28 protein-coding genes and 1 pseudogene are annotated in these 24,675 nt (G+C 62.1%); 18 read left to right on the top strand and 11 right to left on the bottom strand.

All coding sequences use genetic code 11. The features are described from left to right. From DPM35_RS00260 to DPM35_RS00235, 6 genes are all read left to right on the top strand, one after another. Complete coding sequence (locus DPM35_RS00260; RefSeq protein WP_112125359.1) at nucleotides 1–1,203, top strand: mandelate racemase/muconate lactonizing enzyme family protein; 1,203 nt, start codon at nucleotides 1–3, stop codon at nucleotides 1,201–1,203. A gap of 25 nt (nucleotides 1,204–1,228) precedes the next feature. Then, nucleotides 1,229–2,206 (top strand): sugar ABC transporter substrate-binding protein, encoded by a 978-nt coding sequence (locus DPM35_RS00255; RefSeq protein WP_112125358.1) that lies wholly within the window; start codon nucleotides 1,229–1,231, stop codon nucleotides 2,204–2,206. Nucleotides 2,207–2,277: 71 nt separating this feature from the next. Beyond that, a complete protein-coding gene (locus tag DPM35_RS00250; RefSeq protein WP_112125357.1) occupies nucleotides 2,278–3,255 on the top strand; it encodes an ABC transporter permease in 978 nt (325 codons plus the stop codon). Nucleotides 3,256–3,259: 4 nt separating this feature from the next. Further along, the gene (locus DPM35_RS00245) at nucleotides 3,260–3,991 is read left to right on the top strand and encodes an ATP-binding cassette domain-containing protein (protein ID WP_112125356.1); all 732 of its coding nucleotides are present in this window, start codon (nucleotides 3,260–3,262) and stop codon (nucleotides 3,989–3,991) included. Between the two features lie 7 nt (nucleotides 3,992–3,998). Continuing rightward, nucleotides 3,999–4,754, top strand: a complete 756-nt coding sequence (locus tag DPM35_RS00240) for an SDR family oxidoreductase (protein WP_112126174.1) — start codon at nucleotides 3,999–4,001, stop codon at nucleotides 4,752–4,754. Between the two features lie 13 nt (nucleotides 4,755–4,767). Next, the gene (locus DPM35_RS00235) at nucleotides 4,768–5,625 is read left to right on the top strand and encodes an aldose 1-epimerase (RefSeq protein ID WP_245431375.1); all 858 of its coding nucleotides are present in this window, start codon (nucleotides 4,768–4,770) and stop codon (nucleotides 5,623–5,625) included. A 250-nt stretch (nucleotides 5,626–5,875) separates the two neighbouring features. Here DPM35_RS00235 and dinB read toward each other — a convergent pair whose 3' ends face one another. Beyond that, nucleotides 5,876–7,138 (bottom strand): DNA polymerase IV, encoded by a 1,263-nt coding sequence (gene dinB / locus DPM35_RS00230; protein ID WP_112125354.1) that lies wholly within the window; start codon nucleotides 7,136–7,138, stop codon nucleotides 5,876–5,878. 259 nt (nucleotides 7,139–7,397) lie between these two features. Next, nucleotides 7,398–7,778: a cupin domain-containing protein gene (locus tag DPM35_RS00225; RefSeq protein WP_112125353.1), complete on the bottom strand. Its 381-nt coding sequence runs from the start codon at nucleotides 7,776–7,778 to the stop codon at nucleotides 7,398–7,400. Between the two features lie 419 nt (nucleotides 7,779–8,197). On the opposite strand from DPM35_RS00225, the gene DPM35_RS00220 reads away from it, so the two are divergent. Further along, nucleotides 8,198–8,389: a hypothetical protein gene (locus DPM35_RS00220; protein ID WP_112125352.1), complete on the top strand. Its 192-nt coding sequence runs from the start codon at nucleotides 8,198–8,200 to the stop codon at nucleotides 8,387–8,389. Nucleotides 8,390–8,520: 131 nt separating this feature from the next. Here the strand turns inward: DPM35_RS00220 and DPM35_RS00215 are convergent, their stop codons facing one another. Next, nucleotides 8,521–8,814 (bottom strand): hypothetical protein, encoded by a 294-nt coding sequence (locus tag DPM35_RS00215; protein WP_112125351.1) that lies wholly within the window; start codon nucleotides 8,812–8,814, stop codon nucleotides 8,521–8,523. A 284-nt stretch (nucleotides 8,815–9,098) separates the two neighbouring features. Between DPM35_RS00215 and DPM35_RS00210 the strand changes: the two genes are divergently transcribed. Together DPM35_RS00210 and DPM35_RS00205 are read left to right on the top strand one after the other, a co-directional pair. Further along, nucleotides 9,099–9,332, top strand: a complete 234-nt coding sequence (locus DPM35_RS00210) for a polymerase (protein WP_112125350.1) — start codon at nucleotides 9,099–9,101, stop codon at nucleotides 9,330–9,332. A gap of 71 nt (nucleotides 9,333–9,403) precedes the next feature. Further along, nucleotides 9,404–9,634, top strand: coding sequence for a hypothetical protein (locus DPM35_RS00205; RefSeq protein ID WP_112125349.1), 231 nt, complete (start codon nucleotides 9,404–9,406; stop codon nucleotides 9,632–9,634). Nucleotides 9,635–9,713: 79 nt separating this feature from the next. On the opposite strand, the gene DPM35_RS00200 is transcribed toward DPM35_RS00205, so the two are convergent. Further along, entirely contained in the window at nucleotides 9,714–10,931 is a 1,218-nt protein-coding gene (locus tag DPM35_RS00200; RefSeq protein WP_112125348.1) for a TadE/TadG family type IV pilus assembly protein, read from the bottom strand. Between the two features lie 280 nt (nucleotides 10,932–11,211). On the opposite strand from DPM35_RS00200, the gene DPM35_RS00195 reads away from it, so the two are divergent. From DPM35_RS00195 to DPM35_RS00180, 4 genes are all read left to right on the top strand, one after another. Beyond that, entirely contained in the window at nucleotides 11,212–12,462 is a 1,251-nt protein-coding gene (locus DPM35_RS00195; protein ID WP_112126173.1) for a TadE/TadG family type IV pilus assembly protein, read from the top strand. A 5-nt stretch (nucleotides 12,463–12,467) separates the two neighbouring features. Continuing rightward, a complete protein-coding gene (locus DPM35_RS00190) occupies nucleotides 12,468–12,908 on the top strand; it encodes a TadE/TadG family type IV pilus assembly protein (protein ID WP_112125347.1) in 441 nt (146 codons plus the stop codon). Continuing rightward, nucleotides 12,898–13,344, top strand: coding sequence for a TadE/TadG family type IV pilus assembly protein (locus DPM35_RS00185; protein WP_245431374.1), 447 nt, complete (start codon nucleotides 12,898–12,900; stop codon nucleotides 13,342–13,344). Before DPM35_RS00190 ends, DPM35_RS00185 begins: the two co-directional genes overlap by 11 nt. A gap of 212 nt (nucleotides 13,345–13,556) precedes the next feature. Then, complete coding sequence (locus tag DPM35_RS00180) at nucleotides 13,557–13,847, top strand: hypothetical protein (RefSeq protein ID WP_112125345.1); 291 nt, start codon at nucleotides 13,557–13,559, stop codon at nucleotides 13,845–13,847. Between the two features lie 99 nt (nucleotides 13,848–13,946). On the opposite strand, the gene DPM35_RS32105 is transcribed toward DPM35_RS00180, so the two are convergent. Then, the gene (locus DPM35_RS32105) at nucleotides 13,947–14,219 is read right to left on the bottom strand and encodes a hypothetical protein (protein ID WP_146767895.1); all 273 of its coding nucleotides are present in this window, start codon (nucleotides 14,217–14,219) and stop codon (nucleotides 13,947–13,949) included. A gap of 362 nt (nucleotides 14,220–14,581) precedes the next feature. On the opposite strand from DPM35_RS32105, the gene DPM35_RS00175 reads away from it, so the two are divergent. Then, nucleotides 14,582–15,316 carry a hypothetical protein gene (locus tag DPM35_RS00175; RefSeq protein ID WP_112125344.1) on the top strand — a complete coding sequence of 245 codons (735 nt, stop codon included), beginning with the start codon at nucleotides 14,582–14,584 and terminating at the stop codon, nucleotides 15,314–15,316. A gap of 890 nt (nucleotides 15,317–16,206) precedes the next feature. Here DPM35_RS00175 and DPM35_RS00165 read toward each other — a convergent pair. Together DPM35_RS00165 and DPM35_RS00160 are read right to left on the bottom strand one after the other, a co-directional pair. Next, nucleotides 16,207–16,740: a Panacea domain-containing protein gene (locus tag DPM35_RS00165; RefSeq protein ID WP_112125342.1), complete on the bottom strand. Its 534-nt coding sequence runs from the start codon at nucleotides 16,738–16,740 to the stop codon at nucleotides 16,207–16,209. Between the two features lie 71 nt (nucleotides 16,741–16,811). Further along, nucleotides 16,812–17,779, bottom strand: a pseudogene (locus tag DPM35_RS00160) (IS1595 family transposase). A gap of 104 nt (nucleotides 17,780–17,883) precedes the next feature. On the opposite strand from DPM35_RS00160, the gene DPM35_RS00155 reads away from it, so the two are divergent. Further along, nucleotides 17,884–18,126 (top strand): DUF6471 domain-containing protein, encoded by a 243-nt coding sequence (locus DPM35_RS00155; protein ID WP_112126172.1) that lies wholly within the window; start codon nucleotides 17,884–17,886, stop codon nucleotides 18,124–18,126. Nucleotides 18,127–18,143: 17 nt separating this feature from the next. Here the strand turns inward: DPM35_RS00155 and DPM35_RS32100 are convergent, their stop codons facing one another. After that, the gene (locus tag DPM35_RS32100; protein ID WP_146767894.1) at nucleotides 18,144–19,226 is read right to left on the bottom strand and encodes a hypothetical protein; all 1,083 of its coding nucleotides are present in this window, start codon (nucleotides 19,224–19,226) and stop codon (nucleotides 18,144–18,146) included. Here DPM35_RS32100 and DPM35_RS00145 point away from each other — a divergent pair. Further along, nucleotides 19,195–20,103 carry a hypothetical protein gene (locus tag DPM35_RS00145; protein ID WP_146767893.1) on the top strand — a complete coding sequence of 303 codons (909 nt, stop codon included), beginning with the start codon at nucleotides 19,195–19,197 and terminating at the stop codon, nucleotides 20,101–20,103. The two genes, DPM35_RS32100 and DPM35_RS00145, sit on opposite strands and share 32 nt — an antisense overlap. Before the next feature lie 639 nt (nucleotides 20,104–20,742). On the opposite strand, the gene DPM35_RS00140 is transcribed toward DPM35_RS00145, so the two are convergent. Further along, entirely contained in the window at nucleotides 20,743–21,285 is a 543-nt protein-coding gene (locus DPM35_RS00140; protein WP_112125339.1) for a DnaJ domain-containing protein, read from the bottom strand. Between the two features lie 557 nt (nucleotides 21,286–21,842). On the opposite strand from DPM35_RS00140, the gene DPM35_RS00135 reads away from it, so the two are divergent. Next, on the top strand, nucleotides 21,843–22,250 hold the full coding sequence (locus DPM35_RS00135; RefSeq protein ID WP_112125338.1) for a hypothetical protein: 408 nt from the start codon (nucleotides 21,843–21,845) through the stop codon (nucleotides 22,248–22,250). A 272-nt stretch (nucleotides 22,251–22,522) separates the two neighbouring features. Here DPM35_RS00135 and DPM35_RS00130 read toward each other — a convergent pair whose 3' ends face one another. Together DPM35_RS00130 and DPM35_RS00125 are read right to left on the bottom strand one after the other, a co-directional pair. After that, entirely contained in the window at nucleotides 22,523–22,885 is a 363-nt protein-coding gene (locus DPM35_RS00130) for an exopolysaccharide production repressor protein (RefSeq protein WP_245431373.1), read from the bottom strand. Nucleotides 22,886–23,150: 265 nt separating this feature from the next. Next, nucleotides 23,151–24,032: a DUF1236 domain-containing protein gene (locus DPM35_RS00125; protein ID WP_112125337.1), complete on the bottom strand. Its 882-nt coding sequence runs from the start codon at nucleotides 24,030–24,032 to the stop codon at nucleotides 23,151–23,153. Nucleotides 24,033–24,283: 251 nt separating this feature from the next. On the opposite strand from DPM35_RS00125, the gene DPM35_RS00120 reads away from it, so the two are divergent. Then, nucleotides 24,284–24,583, top strand: coding sequence for a DUF1236 domain-containing protein (locus tag DPM35_RS00120; protein WP_112125336.1), 300 nt, complete (start codon nucleotides 24,284–24,286; stop codon nucleotides 24,581–24,583). Nucleotides 24,584–24,675: the final 92 nt, after the last annotated feature.

Below are 24,675 nucleotides of genomic sequence, written 5' to 3'. Positions count from 1 at the left end.
ATGAAGATCCGCGCCATCGAAACGGTCCGCATCGCGGAGCGCCCCAACCTGCTCTGGGTCGAGGTCCATACCGACGAGGGCATCACCGGGCTGGGCGAGACCTTCTATCTGTCGCGCACGGTCGAGGAATATCTGCACGAATATGTCGCGCCCCGGGTGATCGGCCGCGATCCGCTGGCGATCGACCTTCTGGCCGCCGATCTCGTCGGCTATCTCGGCTTTCGCTCCAGCGGCGCGGAGGTGCGCGGCAATTCCGCCTTCGACATCGCGCTGTGGGACATTTTCGGCAAGGCCACGGGCCAGCCGGTCGCGCAATTGCTCGGCGGCTTCAGCCGCCGCTCGATCCGCACCTACAACACCTGCGCCGGCACCGAATACATCAAGGACGCCAAGGGCCAGACGACGGCCAATTACGGCATTGGCGCCGGGCGCGACTATGACGACCTGAACGCCTTCCTCACCCGCGCCGACGAGCTGGCCGAAGAGCTGCTTGCCGACGGCATCACCGCCATGAAGATCTGGCCGTTCGACCATGCCGCCGAAAAGACGCGCGGCAACGACATCTCTTCGGCCGACCTGAAGGCCGCGCTCGAACCTTTTGAAAAGATTCGCAAAGCCGTCGGCGACAAGATCGACATCATGGTCGAGTTCCACTCCATGTGGCAGCTCCTGCCGGCCATGAAGATCGCGCAGGCGCTGAAACCGTTCGCCACCTACTGGCATGAGGATCCGATCCGCATGGACAGCCTCGGCGACCTGAAGCGCTACGCGGCGGCCAGTCCGGCGCCGATCTCGGCCTCCGAGACGCTGGGCAGCCGCTGGGCTTTTCGCGACCTGTTGGAAACCGGCGCCGCCGGCATCGTCATGCTCGACATCTCCTGGTGCGGCGGCCTGTCGGAAGCGCGCAAGATCGCGTCGATGGCCGAGGCCTGGCGGCTGCCGGTGGCGCCGCATGACTGCACGGGCCCGGTCGTGCTCGCCGCCTCGACGCACCTGTCGCTCAATGCCCCCAATGCGCTCGTCCAGGAAAGCGTGCGCGCCTTCTACCGCACCTGGTACCGCGACCTTGTGACCGCGCTGCCGGAGGTGAGAGACGGCATGATCACCGTGCCGCCGGGGCCGGGGCTCGGGCTGGCGCTCAATCCGGAGCTCGGCCGCGCCTACACCGTCCACCGCCGCGTCTCCGACAAGGCCGACATCTAGAAAAAATCCATAGGGAGGAACAGACATGAGAAAACTGACTGCTATGCTTTTGCTTGGCGCGGCCCTGATCGGCGGACAATCCGTCGCCAGGGCCGACGGCCTCAACATCGTCTTCACCCACCATTCGTCGGCCTCGAACACCTTCTGGCAGGCGGTGAAGAAAGGCTTCGACGATGCCTGCGCCAAGGTCGAGGCGAATTGCAACATGGTCTTCACCCAGACCGAGGGCTCGGTCGAGCAGCAGGTCGCCAACATGCGCGCCGCCCTTGCCGCCAAGCCCGATGCGCTGTTGACCTCCATCGTCGACGACCATGCCTTCGACGACGTCATCAAGGAAGCGCGCGATGCCGGCGTGCTGGTGATCGCCGTCAATGTCGACGACACCGAAGGCGCCAAGGGCAATGCCCGGCAGGCCTTCGTCGGCCAGGGCTTCAAGCCCGCCGGCTATTCGCTCGCCAAGGCGATTTCAGAGAGCTTCCCGAAGGACGGTCCGATCAAGGTGCTGGTCGGCATTTCGGCGCCCGGCCAGAACTGGTCGGAAAGCCGCGGCGCCGGCGTCATGCAGTTCCTCGAGGAATACAAGGCCGCCCATAAGGACCGCGACGTGTCGTGGGAGCGCATCGACAGCGGCACCGATCTCGCCATCACTTCCGACCGTGTCGGCGCCTATCTCAATGCCCATCCAGACACCACGGCCTATTTCGACACCGGCTTCTGGTGCGCCGGCGTGGCGCGCGTCCTGGCCGATCGCGGCGTGGCGCCCGGCAAGGTGCTGCTCGGCGGCTTCGACCTCGTTCCGGAGGTGCTGCAGCAGATGCAGAAGGGCTATGTCCAGGCGCTTGTCGATCAGCAGCCCTACATGCAGGGCTTCATGCCGGTGATGGAGGCCTATCTCAGCAAGAAGATCGGCCTCGCCCCATCCGACATCGACACCGGCCAGGGCATCGTGCGGCCGAAGGAGGCCGACGGCATCATGGCGCTGTCGGCGCAGGGCATGCGCTGAGGTTAAACCGACCTGCATCGGCGGCGCCCGCCGTCGCCGATGCGTCCGAATCCCGAATCCGGAGCCCCTCCTTGAAGCGCCTGTTCAAGACCTATCTCGAGAAGCCGGAGCTGGCGGGATTGATCCTGCTGGTGTTGCTCATCATCCTGTTCCAGGTGCGCTCGCACGGCGTGTTCCTCAACGCCGACAATCTGCGCGGCATACTCGGCATCCTGCCGGAGGCCGGCCTCGTCGCCATCGGCGTCACCATCCTGATGATCAGCGGCGAGTTCGACCTCTCGGTCGGCTCGGTCTTCGCGCTGATGCCGATGACGATGGCGGTGCTGATGGTGCATGGCTGGCCGTTCCCGCTGGCGCTGTTCGCCGGGCTGCTGGTCTCGGCCGCCATCGGCTTCGTCAACGGCTACGTCACCATCCGCTTCGCGATCCCGAGCTTCATCACCACGCTGGGCATGCTGTTCATGGCGCGCTCGCTCACCGTCGTCGTCTCCGGCGGCTTCCCGCCGCTGCTCCCCGTGGACCTGCCCAACTGGCTGTTCACCGCCTTCGTCGGGCCGGGCAACATGTTCCGCATGTCCTTCCTGTGGTTCGTGGCGGTCGCGGTGCTGACCTCGCTAATGCTGTCGCGCACCAATTTCGGCAACTGGATCAAGGCCACCGGCGGCTTCATGCCGGCCGCGGCGGCGATGGGCATCCCGACCGCCAGGGTCAAGATCGTCTGCTTCATGCTGTGCTCGGTGCTGTCCGGCTTCGCCGGCATGCTGCAGGTGCTGCGACTGGGCTCGCCGCTGCCCTCGATCGGCGAGGGGCTGGAACTGCAGGCGGTTGCCGCCGCCGTCATCGGCGGCGCTTCGCTCACCGGCGGCATCGGCACCGTCATGGGCGGCATCATCGGCACGACGCTGATCCGCGTCATCGACAACGGCCTGGTGCTGAGCCACGTCGACGCCAACTGGTTCAAGTTCGCCATCGGCTTCCTCACCATCTTCGCCGTCGTCGCCAATGCCTGGATGCGCAAGCGCGCCAAGGCCATCAAGATGGAGGGCTGAAGCGGTGAGCGACGCGATCATCTCGGTGCGCAACCTGCACAAATGGTATTCCGGCGTGCATGCGCTGAAGGGTGTCTCGCTCGACTTCCGGCGCGGCGAGGCGCTCGGCCTTGTCGGCGACAACGGCGCCGGCAAGTCGACCCTGATCAACATCCTGTCCGGCGTCCACCGCGCCGACCAGGGCGAGATCAAGGTCGAGGGCAGGCCGGTCAGCATCGCCACGCCGCGCGATGCGATGGATCTCGGCATCGAGACCATCTACCAGTACAATTCCATGGTTCCCACCATGTCGATCGCCAGGAATCTGTTCATCGGCCGCGAGCCGACGCGCTTCTCGGTCCTCGGTGTCGGCATCCTCGACCAGAAGAAGATGGCGGAGGAGAGCATTCGCGCCATCGCCAATGTCGACCTGCACCTGCGCTCGCCCGACGCGCTCGTCGGCGAGCTCAGCGGCGGCCAGCGCCAGGGTGTGGCGATCGCGCGCGCCATGCATTTCAAGTCGAAGGTCATGATCCTCGACGAGCCGACCAACCATCTCTCGGTCAAGGAGACGAACAAGGTGATCGGCTTCGTGCGCGGCCTGAAGGAGCAGGGCGTCACCGGCGTCTTCATCAGCCACAACATGCATCACGTCTTCGACTGCTGCGACCGCATCGTGGCCATGGCGCGCGGCGAGGTCGTGCTGGACAAGCGCATCGAGGACACCTCGATCGACGAAGTCCACGGTGTCCTGTGAGGTGGCGATGAAGGTGCTCGCTGGTCGTAAGGTTTTGCTGACGGGCGGGCTGGGCTCGCTCGGCCGGGCGCAGGCGGTGGCGCTGGCGCGGGCCGGCGCGCGTGTCCTGCTGCTCGACCGTCCCGACATCGCCGAAGCGCCGAAGATCGTCGAGGGATTGGCCGATAAGGCCGGCGGCGATATCGCTTTCGTCGGCTGCGATCTCAACCGCCTCGCCGAGGCGGAGGCGGCTGTGGCGGCGGTGGCAGGAGACGAAGGCGGCATCGACATCCTGATCAACAACGCCGCACTGATCATCAACCGGCCGTTCGAGGAGTTCTCGCTCGCCGAGTATGAGGACCAGATCCGCGTCAACTCCTCGGCGGCGTTCGCGCTGGCGCGGGCCTGCGCTCCAGGCATGAAGGCGAAGGGTTACGGCAAGATCGTCAACTTCTGCTCGATCACGCTCAACGGCCGCTGGGACGGCTACGTGCCCTATGTCGCCTCCAAGGGCGCCATGCTCGGCCTGACAAAGTCGCTGGCGCGCGAGCTCGGGCCGCATGGCATCCGCGTCAATGCGGTCTCGCCGGGCGCCGTGGTTTCCGAAGCCGAGGAGCGCGTCTTCGGCGACCGGCTGAAAGAATACAATGACTGGATTCTCGCGAACCAAAGCCTGAAGAAGCGCATCGAGCCCGAGAATGTCGCCGAGCTTGTGCTGTTCCTCGTCTCGCCGGCTTCCGACATGATCAGCGGCCAGAACATCGCCATAGACGGCGGCTGGTGAGGCAATGCCGGGCATGGTCGAACTGAACGATGGGCGGTCGCGGCTCGTCCTTGCGCCGGAGCAGGGCGCGGCCGTGGCGCGCTACGACGCGCTCGTGGTCGGCGGCGCGCCGGTTCCGCTGCTGAAGCCGGGGGACGGCACCGGCACGTGCGGCTGCCAGCTTCTCGTGCCGTGGTCGAACCGCATCTCCGGCGGCGGCTTCGAATTCGACGGCCGTTTTCACGCCGTCCCGCCGAACATGCCCGGCGAGGCTTTTCCGATTCATGGCGACGGGTTCCAGAAGCCGTGGCGGCTTGCCGGACGTAGCGACACCCAGGCCGAGCTGGTGCTCGATGACGGCGCGATCGGGCCATACCGCTACGCGGCGTCCGTCACCTATGCATTGCGCGGCGGCGCGCTGGACGCGCGCCTCACGGTCGAGAACCGCGCCGGCATGCGTCTGCCCTACGGCCTCGGTTTCCATCCCTGGTTTCCGCGCGGCGCCAGGACGAGGTTGCAGGCCACGGCCGAGCGCGTCTGGCTCGAGGACGCGCGCCACCTACCAACAGGCTTAGCGCCGCTCACCGAGCATCCCTGGTGGGATTTTTCCCGGGCTTCGCTTTTGCCGGCCGGCTGGGTGAACAACGCCTTCGTCGGGTGGAATCGGCGCGCCACCATCGCGCAGCCGGCCCAGGGGATTGCGGTCGAACTGACAGCCTCGCCGGAGCTGGACGTGTTCATCCTCTATTCACCGTCGCATGACGCCGGCTTTTTCTGCTTCGAGCCGGTCTCGCACCCGGTCGATGCCCATCACGGCGAAGGGCTGACGGTGCTCGGCGATGGGGAAACGATGGGCGCTATGATGAGGCTGGAGTGGGCGGAGACAGGGTGAGAACGAGGCGACGCAACCGCCAATCTCCCTCCTTGCGGGGGACGTCCAGCAGGACCGAAGGAGGCGTTGTCCCGCCAGCCTATCTTTCGTCATTCTAGGGTCTGCGCGCGTCGCTTCGCTCCTTGCTCTGCGCTAGAATGACGAAGGACAAGATGGGCGTTCCTTCGCTCCGGTGTCCTGCCGGACATTTCCTCACGGGGAGATTGGCCGTCGCATCGGCTTTCCCCAATCTCCAACGCTGCAAGAGGATTCACAGCTCCTTCTCCGCCAGTTCCCTGAACCCGTCCGGCACCGAACGTGGGCCTTCCAGCGCCACCGTGCCATAGCCCACGGCTTGCCTGCCGAAACGCTCGCGGATCTTGTCGATGGCGCGGTCGGCGCCGAAGCGGGCGAGGCCCTTGCGGCTGCCGGGCTTCCGCTTCTCATCCATCAGGCCGAGCGGCAGTTCGAGCTGCAGCTCGGCATGCTCCTCCAGATGCGAGACGGAGATGGCGAGCAGTGATATGTCCCGCTCGCCGGGATGGGCGGCCAGCACGCCGCGCACCAGCTCCTCGGCGATCTCGGCCAGCATCACTGTCGCCTGGATCGGCTGCTCCAGCGTCACCGAGCGGGTGACGGCGCTGAGATCGGCGAAGCGCACCCGCACCGTCACCGTGCGGCCGGGCCGGTTCTTGGCGCGCAGGCGGCTCGCCACGCGGTCGGCCAGATGCAAAAGCGTCGGCACGAAGACGCGCGGCACCGCCGGCTGCCTGCCCAGCGCCGATTGCGCGCCGGCCGAAATCGCGCGCCGATGCGTCTCGAGCTTGCGCGGGTCGCGGTTCCAGGCGAGCGCGGCGAGCTTCCGGCCGGCGGCATGGCCGATCAGCCGCTCCAGCGCGGCGCTATGGGTGCGCGCCAATTGCCCGATGGTCTCGACGCCGATTTCGGCGAGCCGCGCCTTGGTCGCCGGGCCGACGCCCCACATCAGCGTGACGGGCAGGTCATGCAGGAAGGAAAGCTCGGTGCCGGGCTCGACCACCACCAGCCCGTCCGGCTTGGCCACCTGCGAGGCGATCTTGGCGAGGTGCTTTGTCCGCGCCACGCCGATCGAGATCGGCAGGCCGAGCTCGGCCTTCACCCGCTCGCGGATTCTTCGCGCGATCTCCGGCGGCGGCCCGAACAGATGCGTGCAGCCGGCGACGTCGGCGAAGGCCTCGTCGATCGAGATGCGCTCGACCACTGGCGTGAAGTCGTCGAGCACCTTGATCGCGGCGTCGCCGAGGCGCTGGTACTCGGAAAAATGACCGCCGACGAAGATGAGCTGCGGGCAGAGCTCGCGCGCCTTGCGGCCGGGCATGCCGCCGCGCACGCCAAACACCTTGGCCTCATAGGAAGCCGCCAGCACAACGCCGCCGCCGACGGCGATCGGCTTGCCGCGCAATGACGGATCGAGCAGCTGCTCGACGGACGCGTAGAAGGCGTCGAGATCGGCATGCAGGATGGTGGCGGCCGCAGCTTCATTCGTGGCGGCCATCGCGCGCTCCCATGGCCATTTGTGTGGCATTGCAGCATTAGCTGCGTCTTTTGTATGGGGAATTAACAGAACATAAAGAGAACAAAAGAAGCTCTCTGTCAAGCCGCCACGCTAGGGCGTGCAAGTTTCCACAACCTGAAGCAGCCGTGGATAGGCGCAGCTCGCACGATCACCCCTGGAGGAGATCGCGCGAACCTGACAGGAAAGCCGCCCACGGCGCCCCAGTTCTCCATTGCCGAAAATGAGGCGAGCGTCCGCGCTATGCCGGCTTGGCGTATTGTTCGGCGCTCAGCACCTCGATGCACTGGAATGGCTGGTTGCCCTCCACCCAGGCGTCATGGCCGGGCGGGATGGTGTAGGAAGTGCCGGCCTCGAAGGTCTTTTGCGTGCCGTCGGTCATCCGCACGGTGATCGATCCGGACACGACATAGCCGACATGCGAAACCTGGCAGCTGTCGGTCTTGACCACCGGCTTGACGCATTCGGACCATTTCCAGCCCGGCTGCATGTTCATCCGCCCCAGCGTGTAGCCCGGCAGCCGCACGATCTCGACACGCGTCTTGGCGGGCGCGCGGACCTCGTCGGGATTGTTGTGCGATTTGGATTCGAGTTTCGTCACCTGCATTGCAACTTCGGCCATGGTTTCCCTCCCATCTGAAGCGGCGCCTAACGTTGCGATCGTCGGCGACCGCTGTCTGACTCATACACCTTATAATGAGAGGTCGCTAATATATTTGAGCGCTCCCGGCGCTCGAAGATATTTGCAAGATTCTTTGGCGCCTTATCGGAAGTTAATGCGGAACCTGGTTGCCGGTGCTTTCGTGTTCTCGCGCTGGCACGGCGGTGGTTGAGGGACCCATCCGTTTTCGCCCGACAGGGAGAGAATTCGATGCGACCCTCGGCAACAATCAAGGCGATATCGTCGCGGCCTCGTGCATTCCCCCATCAGCATCATGCCGAACCTGCTCCACCGCTCGCCAAGTGCCACGGCGGCGCGGCGTGTCGGCGAGGGGGAGGAGCCTTTGGGCGGGGATAATCGACAACCACCAGGAGGAAACCATGCTTGATCAAGCCGTCAAAGCCTATTCGCGTCCGCCGGTCATTGCCGCTCGCCGCGGATCCCCGGCGCTTCGCCAATGCTGCGACAGCTACATCTGTCCGGTCTGCACGCAGGTCGTCGAACTGACGGATTATCGCCAGGTGCTTTGGCACCAGCAGCCCGGCCACCAGCCGATGGACCTCGAGGCCTGAATTCTACGTTGAATTGGAGCAGCAACAGTTGGAGCGGCCCGTCAAAAGGCGGGACCGCTCCATGAAATGGCTCGCGGTTCGCAAGAACGCGCGGACCGAAAGTGGCGTTGCCGCAACAAACGCCCGGCTGACTAGCCGCCGCTTGCCGGGGCGGGTGCTGGACCGGGGGCAGGAGCGGCGGGGGCCGGTGAGGGCGTCTTGGCCGGTGCTGCAGGCGCCGGCGAGGCCGTCGGAGCCGCGGGCGCCTCGACCTTCGGGGCGTCTATCTTGACATTCACGTCCTTCGACCCGCCGCCTCCGCCAATGTTGATTATGCCGGTGAAAAACAGCAGTCCAACGATCACGATGATGGCAACCACGACAGCGACCGCGGTTCCGCCGCCGCCTCCGCCGCCGGTGTTTACGACTGTAGGTCCGTCGGCCATGTCTTCTCTCCTTTCGCCGATTTCGATGGCCGGGCAACGGCAGCCGAAAGCGATTGTTCCGGCCCTCGGGCGACGGTCCGAGGCCGTTTTCGGACTGAAGTCTCATGCGTCGGGCGCAGAGGCCCGAGGCGCCGATTTTCGGGCAACAACAGCGGCATCAATGCATTTGACTACTAAGCCGCCGGACAAAGTCCCTTCATCGGCGGTCGACCACGGAGTGCCCATCATTCCTGCGATGTGATGGGCACTCCTTTCCCTCTGGAAACTGACTTGGAGTTGCTGCCGTGCAACCCGGCAACATGATCGCGAACCTGTTTGCCGCGCTGCTCCTGGCGCTGGTGATCGGCGGCGTCTTCCTCCTCTTCGGCGGGCCGCTCTGGCCGCAACGCCATGCCCAGATGATTGTCCTTCTTCCAATCGACACCATGGCCACGGGATCGGTGCGCAAAGCCTGTATCGAGCCATGCCTGCCGGCCCGCTTCGATCTCAAGCTCGCGCCGGCCAGGCCGCAAGGATGAAGCCGGCGCGGGAACCAGTCCGCGCCTCACGCCGTTGACTGAGCGAAGGGATGGCGCCAGTGGAGGCCGCCATGGATAATTTCGAACTCATCGATCTTCTGTGTGTCATCGACGCATGCGCGAGCGACCGTTCTGCCGGGCGCGTGGTGCCGATGTCGAGGGCCGTCGAGGAACTGCGCGTCCTGACCGGCGATTTCGTCTCGTCGGACGAGGATGCGGCCAATGCCTTGACGCAGGTCGCGCTCGAGCGCGGCTGCTCGGTTCTTTTCGACGAGCGGCCGGGCGCCGACATTATCGCGTAATTAAGCGCGGCGGCCGGGCCGAGGGCTCCGGCAGGAGATCGGTCGTCGCGGCCCTCGCGAGCCGCCGCCGCTTTCCGCCTCACTTCACCAGGGTGATCATTCGGCCCGCATACATCTCCCGGGTCCCCAGTTCGGCCGTGCAGTCCGACTTCACCGAGGAGTTTCCCGTCATCGCGACGGTGTCGCCCACCAGCCGCAGGCAACTGCCTTGGGCGCTCATGTCCGAATTTCCGGTGTAGGTGATGGCCGCGTCCGGCGCGTAGATGAAGCCGCTCACCAGCGAGCCGGATCCGCCGTTCAGCGTAAGCGCCTGTGTGTTGCCATGCGCCTGGTAGATGGTGATGCCTTGATAGGGGCCGCTGGTGGGCGGGGAGAGGTTCACCTGCTCGTTGGCATTGATGTAGAGCTGCGAGTTCTCCATCAGGAAGATCGTCACGCCCTGGCCGCTCAGGCTGCCATTGCCGCCAGGCTTGATAACGACGTTGCGCATGACGTAGGTGCCCGGATTGAGGGTGATCTTTCCCGACAGGGTCTTGTCGCAATAGGTGCCCGGCGAGAGCGTTATCGTCTTGCCGTTGGGCACCGGCAGGCAAAGCGTGTAGGCCGGAGGAACGACGTCGGCCAGGGGATCGAAGGAGGCATACTGCTTCTCATGCGGCGTGCCGCAGGAAAGCGTGGCGCTGGGCGGCGTCAATCCTTGCGTGCCGCCGACCGTCGAGACGCAAGCTGCGCTGACGATCGCCGAGCCGCCGCGGTTGACGGAGTCGGCGGCGTCCGAATTGGCCGCGATCACGCAGCCGCTCATCGCCACATTGGTCGAGCCCTGCAGGTTGACCGCGTTGTCGGCATGCTGGTTGAGCGCCAGCACGCAGGCCTGCGCGCCGGGCTTGATCTTGACCGAGGCGGTGCGCGTGGCCTGCCAGGCCGGCATGGCGCCGATGAAGGCTGGCCGGCTGATGCTCGACGACGCCGAAATGAAATAGGCGCTTGGATCGCCGCTGGCGGCGGCCTGGAAGGCGGCGAGGCTGCCCGACAGCTCCTGTGCGTCGGCCGCGCTCATATCGGCCGCGAAGAAGGTCTGGCCCAGTTGCTGCACATCGCCCGCCGACATGGTCGGCTGGTACTTCGTACCGATCGCAAGGCCGGCGGCGTCCAGGGAGTTCTGCAGCTGGGCGGCGTCGTCACTGGTGCCGATCAGGTCGACGGAAGCTGCCACACCAAGCATCAGCGGCACCATGGCAACCGCGGTCGCGACCGCAAAATTGCCGCGCTTCGAAACCCAAAACCGTCCAAACATGGAGCCCGCCCTCGTCGTATTCCGAAGAGTGATAGGCGTGCCGTCTCTACGGGCGATTTCCAAAAAAGATAAAATGCAGAACGTGCTAAAATATTAGGTTTTACGGATACTTACACCTTAAGTCCTAAAGAGGTTAGGCCTTAAGTCTGAGCACGCACGGCGCAAGATCGGGGCGGACGCCCGCTGCGGTCCTACCGGCGCAAGTCGAACGAAATAATTAGGCATTCGTTCATATGGCAATGATGACGTGACCGCCGGGATACCGCGGGTGTGCTCGGCCATGGCCTTTTCAGGTCCGTTCTTAAGACAATTTTTTTCTTGGCTGGCCCTTAGACGCTTTTGCGAAGGCAAGGGCGGCAATGTCGCGACCATCTTCGCGTTCACCTTGCCGATCGTCGTCGGCGGCGCGGGGCTCGGTGTCGAGACGTCCTACTGGTACTATTCGAGCCTGAAGCTGCAGGCGATCGCGGACGCGGCCGCCTATGCGGGCGCGCTGGAAAAGATCCAGGGGTCCGACACGGCCGCCATCACCGCCGCCGCCACGACATCGGCCGCCTCGAACGGGCTGGGCGGCGGCACCATCGTCGTCAACACGCCGCCCACCTCGGGACCGAACACGGCCAACAAGGCGGTGGAGGTCATCCTCAGCCAGAACCTCGACCGGATGTTCACCTCCATCTTCACCCAGACCAAGGTGCCGGAACAGGCGAGGGCGGTTGCGCTGATCACCGACGCTTCAAAGGCCTGCGTGCTGGCGCTCAACCCGTCGGCCTCGCAGTCGGCGCTGTTTTCCGGCAGCACGAGCGTCAAATTCAACGGTTGCTCGGTCATGTCGGATTCGATGGCCAACGATGCCATCAAGGTGCAGGGATCGGCGGGGCTTCAGACGGACTGCCTGATCTCTGTGGGCGGCGTTTCACTCAACAACCCGGTGACCACGGTCTGCAAGTCGCCTATGACCCAGGCCCTGCCGGCGTCCGATCCCTTCTCCAGCGTGCCGGCGCCCGCGGCGTCCAACCCCTGCAAGAACGTCAACGGCAACAAGTCATCGCAGACGCTGCAGCCCGGCACCTATTGCAGCGGCATGAGCCTCAACGGCAATGTCACGCTTTCTCCCGGGGTCTATGTCGTTCAAGGCAGTATGAAAATTAACGCCAACGCCGTCGTCTCGGGCGACGGGGTAACCATCTACATGGCCGGCAGCAACACCGTCAGCATGAACGGCAACGCAACCGTGACGTTGAGCGCGCCGACCTCGGGCACCTATTCCGGCATGCTGTTTTACGGCGACCGGACGGGAACGGCGGCGCAGAGCACTTTCAACGGCACCGCGAATTCACTGTTGACCGGCGCCCTCTATTTCCCCAGGCAGCAGGTCAACTATCTCGGCAATTTCTCGGGCCTGGACGGCTGCTCGCAGGTTGTGGCCGACACCATCCAGTGGTCGGGCAATGCGACCATCAACCAGAATTGCAAGAAATACGGGTTCGCGGATATCCCTGCCGCCCCGTCGGTCGCGGTCGTCGAGTAGCGGCCATGGCGCTGCCTGTAATCCGTTTCGGCAGGGACCGCACCGGCATCGCCGCGGTGGAACTCGCGCTGGTGATGCCGGTGCTGTGCGCCGCTCTTCTCGGCGTGGTGGACGGCTGGTCTTACGTCACCAGCTCTCTGGCGATGCGGGCAGGGGTGAAGACGGCGGCGAACCTCCTGTTGGCCGGCTCCTCCGACGACAGCGCCACCCAGGCAGCAGCGCTCGCAAGCTGGGACAACAAGCCCGCCGACGCGGCGGTCACGGTGAGCCGCACCTACAAGTGCGGAACAACCGTGGTTGACGCGGCGACCCCGTGCACAGGGTCGAACCTACGCTCGATCTATGTCCAGATCCAGGCGTCGGGCACCTGGGTTCCGCCCTTTACCTTCGGCCCCTTCCCAAACAATACCGCGATCGGCCATCAGCAGGTGGTCCGTGTCCGCTAATGCAATTCCAGACAAGCAAAAGCTTCGGGCATTTGGCGGCGATGCCTCGGCCAGCGCCGGCATCGAGTTCGCGCTGATTGTGCCTATCCTCATCATGCTCCTGTTCGGCATCTTCGCCTTCGGCTGGTCGATGAACAGCGTATCCAGCGTGCGCTATGCGCTTGAGGCCTCCGCGCGCTCGCTGCAGCTCAACAACACGCTGACGCAGTCCGACATCCAGGCGATCGCCACGCAGAAGCTGAAGGCGCTCGGCCTGCAGAATGTTAACGTCACGATTACCACTGATCAGCCGAGCGGTGGCTTCTGCATGGCCCATGTCAAGGCCAGCTATGCCTTCGTCATCAGCTTCCCATATTTCAGCGACTACCCGATCAGCTACGCGGCCATGGTGAACGTGCCGCTGGCGAACAGCGTGCAAGGAGCTTGCCCTCAGTAACACTCGGAACTGAATCGGCCACCGTGCCGCTGGTCGGCGGCTAGAACGGTGCGGGCAACCCGGAGACAGAACCGTCGCCGGCTAGTGACGGGCCGGCGGCCTGCGTGCCGTCCCGTCCGGCGGGCGCATCATCTTAGCAATCCCTAAAGTCGCAAGCTTGACGCCAGCCAGGAGTGCTAATGATTTGCCGTCGTCCTGTCAGGAGCGCAGCCATGACCTCTCCCGTCGGAAGCCAGCATTCCGCTGGCGTCGTGCATCATTCGAGCAAACCTCAGGGATCGTCGGAAACCTTCCCGGGCAAGAGCGCGGAAAGCATCGGCCACCTTGCAAAGGCCTCGGTTGCCGAGACGGATGCGGGCGAGCCGAACGCGCAAGGAAAAGCCGCGTCCCGCATCGCCCGAATGGATCTGACGGTGCTCTCTCCAACCGGTTCGGGCGAGAGCGAGGACCCGGATACCGCGACCGACGCGCCGGCGACCACCGGCGACGTGGAAGCCGCGTGAAACAGCTAGGCTCGGCGCCTTCGCCGTAGCGTTCCGTCCGCAACCGCACCATAACGGGAAGATAGGGCGGTCCGCCGTTTCAGCGGACGCTGCAACACGCTAGCAGCCTTGCGTCGTCGTTTTCATCTGGCCGGGAGCGTTCGATTTGGCGCTTGTATCCTGCTGGCCGGGGGCCGCCTGCTTCGCGCTCCCGGTCGTCTGTTGTCCCGGAGCGCAATCCTTGGCCGAGTTTGGATTGGTCGAGTTCGTTTGCGTTTGATCCGTGCTGGGCACCGTGGTCGTGGATGAAGAACCCGACGACGTGCTCGACTGCGCTGCAGCCAGCCCTCCGGACATGGCGAGCAAGGCGGCGACAAGAAGAATGCGTTTCATGACGATTGGTCCTTTCGGGCAGCGTCCCTTCAAGTGTTAACCTCGGCCCGGCAAGAGTGTTCCGACGGCCCGAACGCTCCCGATTTGCGAACTTTCGCGTACCCAAATGCCCCCTTGGGACCATGGTCTGGCGAGACAAGGGCCCTCATTGTTCCAAACGGCCCAAACACGCTCGGCCCTTTGTATTTCTGTTTGATTTCAATGAGTTAGTGTGGTTCTTCGAGCAAGATACGAGGCGATGGCCGCGCCGCTCTCATTTCGCGACCGCGAATGCCTAAAGTTTATCCGACGGCGTTAGGAAATTCTCATATGAGGCTGCCTAGCGGTTGGGCCATGTGAAGATTCATCTGCGGAGAAGCACAATGACATTGCGCAAAACACTTCTGGCATCGCTTGCCATCCTGGCCCTCGCGGCGGCCCCTGCGCTTGCAGGCAACGGCAATGGCCATGGCAATGGCGGCAGCCATGGCGGCGGAAACGGCAACGGCAACAGCGGCGCCTCGCATGGCAACTCGGCATCTGCCCCGGGCCACAACAAAGGCACCGACACGAGCACCGAAGCCTCGGATACCTCGACCGACAACACGACCACGACCTCCACGTCGAACGCGAACATCCATTCGAAGCTCGGGCGGCTGAACTCGCTGCAGCGCAACATCAACGCCTACATGAACTCCAAGAGCAAGAAATTCGCCGCCGTCCAGGCCTTCGTGACCCAGTCGGCCAAGGCCAAGGTCGCGCAGGCGGCGGCTGACGCTGCGGCCGCCCAAGTGGCCACCGACCAGGCGACACTCAACGACCTCAACAACCAGATGACCGCGTTGAAGCAGGCGAATCCACCTGCGTCGCAACAGCAGATCGACGCTTTGCAGGCTCAGATCGACGCCGCGACCGCGACGCTTGCCACCGACACCACGGCGGCTGCCCAGGCCCAGGCGGCGGCTACCGCTGCCGCTGTCGGCACCGACGACGCCTCGCTCACCACGGCGCTGGGCACCATGTCCAACAAGCCGGTCGATGCCGCCGTCACGGCCTGGGCCAAGGACACGCTGGCCAGCAAGATCGACGCGGAAGCCGCCACGATGACCACGCCGTAAGGCGCGCAGGCCCGCCAGAGGGTGAACTGCAAAAGCCGCCGGGCCTCGCCCGGCGGCTTTTTTGCGGCCTTATGTAGCAAAAGCACCAACTTGCCGCACGACCTAAAGAGCGGGTTCCCATAAAATCCGGGCATGCCAAGAGTTGCCCCTATCGTCCGCTCCACCCGATACGAACACGCCATCAACACATTGGTGGCGAAGCGTTCCGAGATATCCGGCCTAATCCGCTTCAAGGGCGCGGACCTGGCGCACCAGCTACTCCACATAGACGCGGTGCTTGGCATCCTTGGGTACAAGGGCGATCCGTCTCAAATCGTGCCACTACGCCGCGCGCCAAGCCCGAAGGGGCGAGCTTTGGCGGCTGATCTTGATGCACGAAGCGGAAGGCAGCGCCTCAAACCGAGAAACCGCCACGCGCATCGCACAGGCGAAGGGTGGGATTCCTCGCGCATCAAGCCGCTCATGGACCATATCAAGACGACCAAGGGACGGCGGCGACGGAAGGCTAAAGCTGGTCTCTAGCACTTCCCCAAAATTGCGCGAATTGCGTCTTTATCGACTTCCTTAAGATACCGCGCGTCCTTCAGAGCGGCAACAATCTCAGCACACAGAGTAGGAGATACATGGCCAATGATGCCTTTGTATCTGATTGATTCCTCGACGACGTAATCATCAAGTTCAAGCGGGTCGCCACATTCCAAAAAGCTGTCGTGATCTAGAAATCCATGGTGCGGATCGCGCGAAATTGCGACGGCTGGTTTCCAGTGGTTTTTCGAGTTTATGCGATAGTACCAGCCTTCACCCGGATGGATGCACACGACCAATTTTGGGCCCGGTGGCGTAATAGTGCCGTCATGAATCAGGATGACGTCTAGCGGAGATATCATCGCTCAAAGCCGCATGAATCTCGCATTTTCCATCAGGTATTCGATGATCGCCGGCTTATCCTCTGTCTCATCCAGCATGTCTTCATAATGCATGAGGCCGAGGTTTGCCTTCTGCCAATCTGGACCATGCGTAGCGGCCGTACGCTCACTAAAAGACATCTTCAATGAACGGGCCAGCCCAGCCTCTAGAAACTCTTTGTCGCTTTCCGAAAGCTGAGACAAATCGACTTCAGAATTTCCCTCAAGCCGCAGTCGATAGCCCTGCAGTTTCCAAGGGAGATGGTCGGCATGAATTTCGGCAAGCCAGAGAGCCTCGCCCTTTGCCATCTCGTAGATTTCAAGAGGCACCGGGCCAAACTTCATCGCCTTGTAGGTCGCTCCGAAGATCGGGCGATGGTAGGCGTTCAGGTGGGCTTTATCCGCGAAATAGCACGCTTTAAGCGCCGTATGCAGATCAATATCTCTCGTCTGGCACACCATCCAATGGAGCGCAGCATATGCCTTGAGAGGCGCGAACTTAAAACGAATCGTACTCATGTGCTGTCAGTTATAGGATGTTTTCCCTTAAGAATCAATGATTTAGATTTTCCTTTTGCGTTATCAAAGGCTTAGGCTTCTGACCGCTGCCAGTATCCGGCCCAAACCCGGCTCACCGAATGATTTAGGGCACCCCCAAGGATGGCATAGGCGCGTTGCCGCCATTCGAACGGCGGCGATGGTCTTCAAGCCATGCGGCATGGTTTGCGTACTGGTAGAGGTATTTGTGCGAAACGTGGTGGTGTTGACCGACAACCATGCGGCGCAGGCGGCTGAAATAGCTTTCCACCATGTTCGTATGCTTGCCGTGGCCGTCGCTGTAGCTTTCCGAGTGGTTGATGCGGGTAGAGGCATAATCGGCTTCCAGAGCGTCCCAATGGGTCGCCTCGTCGGCAAACAGCTTGGCGCTGGCGACCATGCGAGCGCGGGCGATATCGACGCCTTCAGCTTCACGGTTGCGGATGAAAGTCAGGGTGCGACCAGCGCGCTCGCGCAGGGCAATGACAACGCGGCGGCGGTCTGACTGGTTCTGCTTCATGCGGCGGTCCTTGCGGTCCTCTGCGCGGTTCTCAGGGCGCACGGCGCCACCAAAGTACGCACCGTCAATCTCGACTTCGCCTTCAAGCATTTCGTCCTTGGTTTCAGCCGCAAGTGCCTCGCGCAGCTTGTGCGAGAGTACGAAAGCGGTCTTGTACTGAACGTCCAGATCGCGGGAGAACTGGACCGACGACATGCCCTTTGAGCCGTTGACGAACAGACAGATCGCCGCCAGCAAGTCGGTAAAGGAGAGCTTGCGCGAAGCGAAGATCGTACCGGACGTAACCGAGAACTGCGCACCGCAGGCGGCGCACTTGAACTTGCGACGGGTCGGGATGTCGTAGTGATCCAGGCACCCGCATTTCGAGCAAACAGGCTCGCCTTGCGTCGAAGCCCAGCGAAGGCGCTTGAACGTGTCGTAAGCCTTGTCCTCGCCACCCTTGTAGATGTCCTTGAGGGAAAGGGTGCGGCTTTCGGCGGAGAGGAGGAAGTGCTGTGCCATTGTCATCATATCCGGTGATATTACTCATCGTATATGCGGACTTATATCGCCAAATTCAAGGGCCTATATCATCAAATACGATGATATTTTTCGAGGCGAGTCGGATGGCACGTAAGGACGATCCCCAAACCGTCGAATACGAGACGAGAGCTAAGAACCTCCTGAAAGCCGAATTGAAGCGACGCGGCGTTACCTATGCCCAGCTCGCCGAAAGATTGGCGACTATGGACATTCACGAAACCGAGCGTAATTTGAACAACAAAATAAGCCGGGGGGGCTTTAGTGCTGCGTTCTTACTGCAATGCTTAGAGGCTGTCGGGGCATCCTCATTGCGGCTTTCGGAGTAGTTCTACTCGCGGCGGCTTCACCACCACAGAACAGCGGGCAAGCAGAACAGGCCAAGCCCCAGCAAAACCAGCAAACTACGCCCAGTCCGCCCCCGGTAAGTCAGCCGCCAATTCAGAGCGCCGACAAGCCCGAAAACACCAATCCCCCATGCAAGGCCGGTGAGGACAACCGTAGTTCCGATCTTTGCGCCCAGTGGAAGGCTGCCGATGCGGCCAAGGAATCCGCTGACTGGGCTAGACGCTCCTTTTGGATGGTTGTCGTCGGGACGGTAATTGGTGTCCTCACTTTGATTGCCGCCGGTGCCGCTGCCGTCTATGCCGGACAAGCGGCCAAGCACACCAAAACGGGGGCTGACCATGCCGAACGAAGCGCGAAGGCGGCAGAAGACGCTATTACTGTCAGTCGCGAGATCGGCGAAGCTCAAGCCCGTGCCTACATCTCGGTCACCAAAGCCTGGTTCGAAAACAACGCCAAGGCTCTGCCTAAGATCATCCTCCAAGTAAGGAATTCGGGCCAAAGCCCAGCCTACGATTTGAAGGTTGTCTATCGCGCCTGCACGGAGCCAATAAGCGTCGAACCCGCCCCAAAGCCTCTCAACGTCAATTCGTACCAGTTGACCGAACTGTGGCCTGCCGGTGCCGACGACATATTGGCTTTCGCCATTCATCCCGACGAAGTTGTTGACCAGACCGGCAAGGGAGCGCCGGGCAAACCCTTCGCGATGGTCGAACTGATACTTGAATACATGACCGCATTTGACCGTCCGCGAGGAGGTGTCGACATGGATACGGCAGTTCGGTTGCTGATCCCCAAGGTTCCAAAGTGGGCTGGCGCTGACCTCACGGGGACCAAGTCGCCGCGTCACCCCGTTCCGGTAATGACCAACTTCATCGCTGATTGGATTCTTGAGTACCGGCGCATGTTCAGCAAAGGCCGAGTTATCAAGAAGAGCGAAGTAGAAAAACGGAACGACGAGGCGTAGAGCCATCATCGCGCCTGTAGGGGGTATTGCAATGCGGTTTTTGCGCGACGCGAATGTGATGCTCACGCTAGCGACGGTGACTGTCTTGGTCTTTATGGTCGGGATGATATCCGCCATTATCTTAGATCAATACGCCAAGGTACATGAGGCTTATTCCAGATATCAGGAAAAGGCCGAGCAAGATCGCCGCGATGCCCAAAAGGTAATAGCCGAGTCCTGCTTCGGGATGGCCCTGCCTGCCTTCACTAAGTGCGTTTCCGACAAGCTGGAAACCTACGACCGCAAGCAAGCCTCCGATCAGGATTTGCAAGCCCAAAAGGATATGGCCTTTTGGGCTCTTTGCACTTTCCTCGCGTCGTGCGCCGGTTTGGCTGTGACTGTCATCGGTATCTATTACGTCCGCAAATCGCTGCTTGCCTCCCATGAGGCTGTCGATACCGCTCGACAGCAATTGGTTGCGGACCAGCGCCCTTGGCTTCTTGTAGTGCCAAGCTTCGTCCGGCCAATAAGGTTCGATCCCAAGGGGGCGATCATTGAGGTCGCTCTGGATATCAGGAACATAGGCAAAACCCCCGCGCAGCACGTCTACGTGAAGGCCAAGGTGATCAATACGCTTGGCTCTACAGTTGCAGTTCACATCACATCGGGTGAGCTTTTGGGGATGCGCAATGAGCACGAGCTGATTGGGGCAACCCAACTGCCAAGCGAAGAACGTGTCGAAAGACGGACTTTCCGCATCGACAGAGAGAAGATGAGAGCCATCGTCCCGGTCGAGGGACTTCCCGTCCTTCCGATTATGTTGCCAGTGCTGATCGTCTGCATTGATTACCGTGTGCCGTTCACCAATCAACTCGCTCAAACGATGCGGGTCTATGGGATACTCTTGAAATCCACCGATGGCGTGGGCGAGGCATTGCCAATCGACAGCGCTCCCATACCTATAGATCGCCTTACATTCGTGAATTATCCGGTCGCACCCGGCGTCACTACCTAGCAAGATCGTCACAGCGGCCAACGCCGCTCGCGCCCACACAGCGCGCCGCCTAGGTCATGGTCCCCTCCCGTTTTCGGGGTTTGGTGCTTTTGCTACATAAGGCCGCTTTTTTGTGCGCCACCGCCTCAGCGTGAAGCCGTTCTCTTCGGCGCGGGCCAGGCCGGGCCTATTTCGGCGGCGCGTCAGACCTCAGTCGTCTTGTCTTCGGCCGCACAAGGCGCCTATGTCATCCTTGCGCTCCCTGTTCTTGCCCTTCATGGCGCATGGTTCAGGCTCCGCTCTACCCCAGCGGAACCGAGCCCAGATATGGGGAGTACAGGAGACGACAGTCGATTCCCCCGGGATGTAGCTGTTCCTTCATCGAGCCCGCCACTGGTTCAGGCACCAGTAGGCGGGCTTTTGATAGCCGGGCGGGGCAACCCGGCCGAATTCAGTTTCAGGGAAGTGTGAACGGCCGAGCCCGGCGGCTTCGCCGCAAACTTCAGCCCCGTCCAATCAGACAAATGCAGCGTTTCGCCTTTTCTCCGAAACGGTGAAACGCACTCTCTCGTTGTTTTACGCAGTTCCGGACGGAAGGCTACGGGAAGGGCGCCGCATGTCTTTATCCCGAAACCGGTTCCCACTTTCGGGAGACATGCTCTAATCGGCGTGATCGAGCAGGCGGGTGGCGTCCGGACGGTCTCGGGCTTGTTTGCTCCCGGCATGGTCGATGCCCTCGACCGTGATGGCGAACGTCCCGTTCTCGGTCCTGCCGATGAAGCCCTTCGCCTTGAGGTACCACAGGTGGAATTCGAGGTGCTCGCGTGGGCAGCCCGACAGGCGTTCGAGCTCGTCGTCGCCGATGCCCGCATTGTTGACGTCGCGTCGGCGCCGCACATAGAGAAGTGACAGCAAATTGGCCTGGATGGCCGCATCCCGCTCGAGGCCGCCGCCGTCGCGCGCGCCATCCGTGAGTTCGTGGCGAAGGCCCAGATGCTCGCGGTAAAGGATGTCGTACTGGGCCCGTTTGACTGGATCCCGCAGCGTATTGTGGGCCTCAACAATCTCGCTGAAGCGCGATTCATTGCCTGTTTCCCGATTATCGGGATGGTAGCGCATAGCAAAATAGCGGAAAATCCGCTCGATTGTCTCAGAATTGGCGTTCGGGCTTATTTCCAGAGTTTCGTAGTAGTCAACGAACATGTAATCGTGCTTCCGAAATTACGGAAACCACTCCCCCGAATCCAAGCATTGCCCAAATGCTGCCCATATGCAAGGCGCGGGGCGGGCATCCGACATCAGCCATGTGCAAGGCGGTTCTTTCCGGGACAACACTCCACTCCTGCGGTGGAATGAACTTCAGCCTCCATCTCCTTGTTTCGGCGCAATTCCAGCCGGAAAACCCCTCACGCTTTTCCTGGAATTGCTATAGGTTGGCGCGGTTTGAAATTCAGGTGGCAACCTGGATGGGAGCCGACCTCAAGCCCGGCTCCCCTTTTTGGCTCGCCTCGAAAGGGGCGAGCCTTTTTTCGTCAAGCCGCCTCGCGGCTTTCGTCCGAAGGCTTCACCGACCTAAAGCGCGTCGCGATCCTTCGGATTCGCCCCATGCGCTTTAGGACTTTAATTTTGCGCATGCCTTTATCCCGAAACCGGCTCCCACTTTCGGGGAGACATGCTTTAGGTGCGCCATGGCTAATATGGCTTGATGGATATAGACTTCACAGAGTCGGGTCTACAGAGGCATTGGGAGGGACAACAGAATGCCACGGGTATCGGAACTCTTCTTCAAGACGGCCATCGTCTTTCTCATTCTGGGCATCGCCGCCGGGCTGCAGATGGCGATTTCGGGCGATCACGGCGCCTTCCCGGCGCATGCCCACATCAACCTTCTGGGCTGGGTCACCAGCGCCATCTTCGGCGGCTATTATGCGCTCAACCCGGCCAAGGCAGAGCGCCGCATCGCCATGATCCATTACGGCCTCTATACGGTCGGCATCGTGATCATGCTGCCGGCGCTGTACTGGATGCTGGCGGCAAGCCATCCGGAGATCGAGCCGGTCGTGGCGATAGGCTCGCTCATCGTCGCCGCTGCAGTGCTGGTCTTTGGCTTCGTCGTCTTCTCGTCGTCGGAAACGGTGCGCTCCGCCTCACCAGCCACGGCGCGCTAGCTTGCCGTCGAGCAGGGGCTTCGGCCTGGACGGGCTGGAGCCTCTGACCGAAGAAACACGACAAGACGGCCGTTTGCGTTGCGCCGAATAACCTTTGTTGCAGACGGCCGCTGGCGACAATGCCAAATTGACTGCGCCTCGGAAGCTTAACGCCGCGGCTAGTCCGGCTCGCTGTGCTCGAGCAGAAGAGTGCAGTGTGTCGGGCGAAACGGTTTGCAGCCGGTTTCCGGGAAAAGCGATTGGCCGGCCCTTCGCGAGCAAGCTACCGCCGGCTAAGGCAACAGCTTCGGAAACAACAGCGAAATGACCGCCTGGATGATGCCGTCGCGCTCGAACGGGCCAGGCAATTTGGCGGGCGAGGCGCCGTCGCTCGACTTGGCCTCGTCGGTCACGCGGGCCTCGCCATGCACCAGCCACAGCACGGCCACGAAATAGCCCGCCTGCAGAACAACAGCGGCAAGGACCGTCCAGCCCAATGCCGCCCAAATCGATCCGGTGGACGCGAATGTCCAGCCGAGGATCACCAGAAGCGTCGCCGCCATTCCCATAAGAAACTGCGGAAAATACATTTGCCCAACCGAGCGCCGCGACCATGTCCAGTCGTCGACGATCTCGCCCATGTCTCTACCCGTCATGACCCTTGCACCTTTTCCGGGTGGACCGCAAGCTTGAACAATCTGCCCGGCGGCTTGGTCGCACTATCGTCTGCCCCGACAGGGACCAAGGATGCAGGACTTCCTTGCAACAACCGCCAATTGCGCCGGATCGTTCCATGGCCACCGGCATTCAAGCAACGCCTTATGGAGCGCGTAGTCGCACCGGCTATTTCCTGATCGCGGCGGCACTTGGACGAAAAAAGGCCCGCATCGGCGGGCCTTGTTCTCTTCGTGCCGGTCCCTGTCAGGTCAGGATCAGGACGATCTTGTAAGTGTCGGGGTCGACGATGACGATACGCCCGTCGGCCAGCACGAAATAGTCGTAGTTTTCATAAGCGGGCACGATCCTGACGATACGGGCCGGCAGACGGTGCAGCCGCACCTTATGGCGAGGCACCTCGATGCCGACCGAAATGTCGAAGCTGACGTCGCGAACCGGTTCCACCTTGGTCTCGTGGATGATCTGCGTGATCTGCGTCTTCTGCTCGACGGTCACGTTGTTGATCGAGGCCGTCTTGTTCTGGTCGGTCTGGACGTTGGTGTTGCCCTGGGCATTCTGCTCGGTCTTGGTCTGGGCATTCTGCTCAGTCTTGGTGCCGGTTTGGGTCTGGGCGTTCTGCTCGGTCTGCATCTTGGTAGTGCCGCCCTGAGCGTTCTGCTCGGTGGTCGCGCCGGCCTTGCCCTGAGCCTGCTGCTTCTTCTTCAGCTGCGTGTTGTCCTGGGCATTCTGCTCGGTCTGCATCTTGGTATTACCCTGAGCATTCTGCTCGGTGGTCGCGCCAGCCTTGCCCTGGGCCTGCTGCTTCTTCTTGAGCTGCGTGTTGTCCTCGGCGTTCTGGTCGGTCTTGGCGCCGGCCTGGCCCTGGGCCTGCTCTTCGGTCTTCATCTTGGCCTTGCCCTGGGCCTGCTCCTGCGTGTTGGCGCCGGCCTTGCCCTGGGCGTTCATTTCGGTTTTCGATTTCGTCTCGCCCTGGGCCTGGCCGCCCGCCTTGCCGCCCTTCTGGCAGTCGGCCGTGCCGGCCGCGCAATTGTTGTCGCCGCTTGGCTGCGCGGATTCGGTCTGCGCCATCGCGGCGCCGCAACTCACACTGAGCGCAATCATGCTTGTGATCAGCAGATGTTTCATTGGATCTCTCCTCGAAAAGTCGGTCCCTTCGCATGGGTAACCCCGCCCGAAACGCATTGTTCCGAAATTGCTGCAAGGGGCGAAAAGGATGGTTTTGCGGAATAAGGCGGCATCAATTTTTGCAGGCGCCGGTCCAAATTTCGCAGGAACAACGCCAGGCGATTGGCGTTACGACAATGCCGACCCGCTGTGGAAAATCGCAGGCGCAGCATCAAGGCGATTTGATCCAATCCACATAGGAGAGACGAACAATGAAAATGCACATCACCTCCGCCGCCGCCGGCTTCCTGCTTCTTGCCGGCATTGGCGCCGCTGCCGCTGAAGATGTCGTCATCGCGCCGGAGCAGGAAACAGTGATCAAGGAATATGTGCACAAGCAGCCGCTGGCGTCGGTCAAGCTTCCCGGTGTCCAGCTCAGCATCGGCAGCACGCTTCCCGACACGGTCGAACTGCACGAGGTGCCGAACGTCAAATACCGTTACGTTGTCGTCGACAATCGGACGGTCATCGTCGACCCCGGCACGCGCAAGATCATCAAGGTGATCGAATAATCGATACGACGCCGCGATCGGATGGCCCGTCGTTCTGCGGCGGGCCATTAGCCGGTTATTATTTGTTACCATGTGCTAACGGAACCATCCCG

It is taken from the genome of Mesorhizobium atlanticum (assembly GCF_003289965.1).
GTDB classification, from domain to species: domain Bacteria; phylum Pseudomonadota; class Alphaproteobacteria; order Rhizobiales; family Rhizobiaceae; genus Mesorhizobium; species Mesorhizobium atlanticum.
The sequence above is the reverse complement of the archived record's forward strand: the minus strand, read 5'-3'. Positions and strand labels throughout refer to the sequence as shown.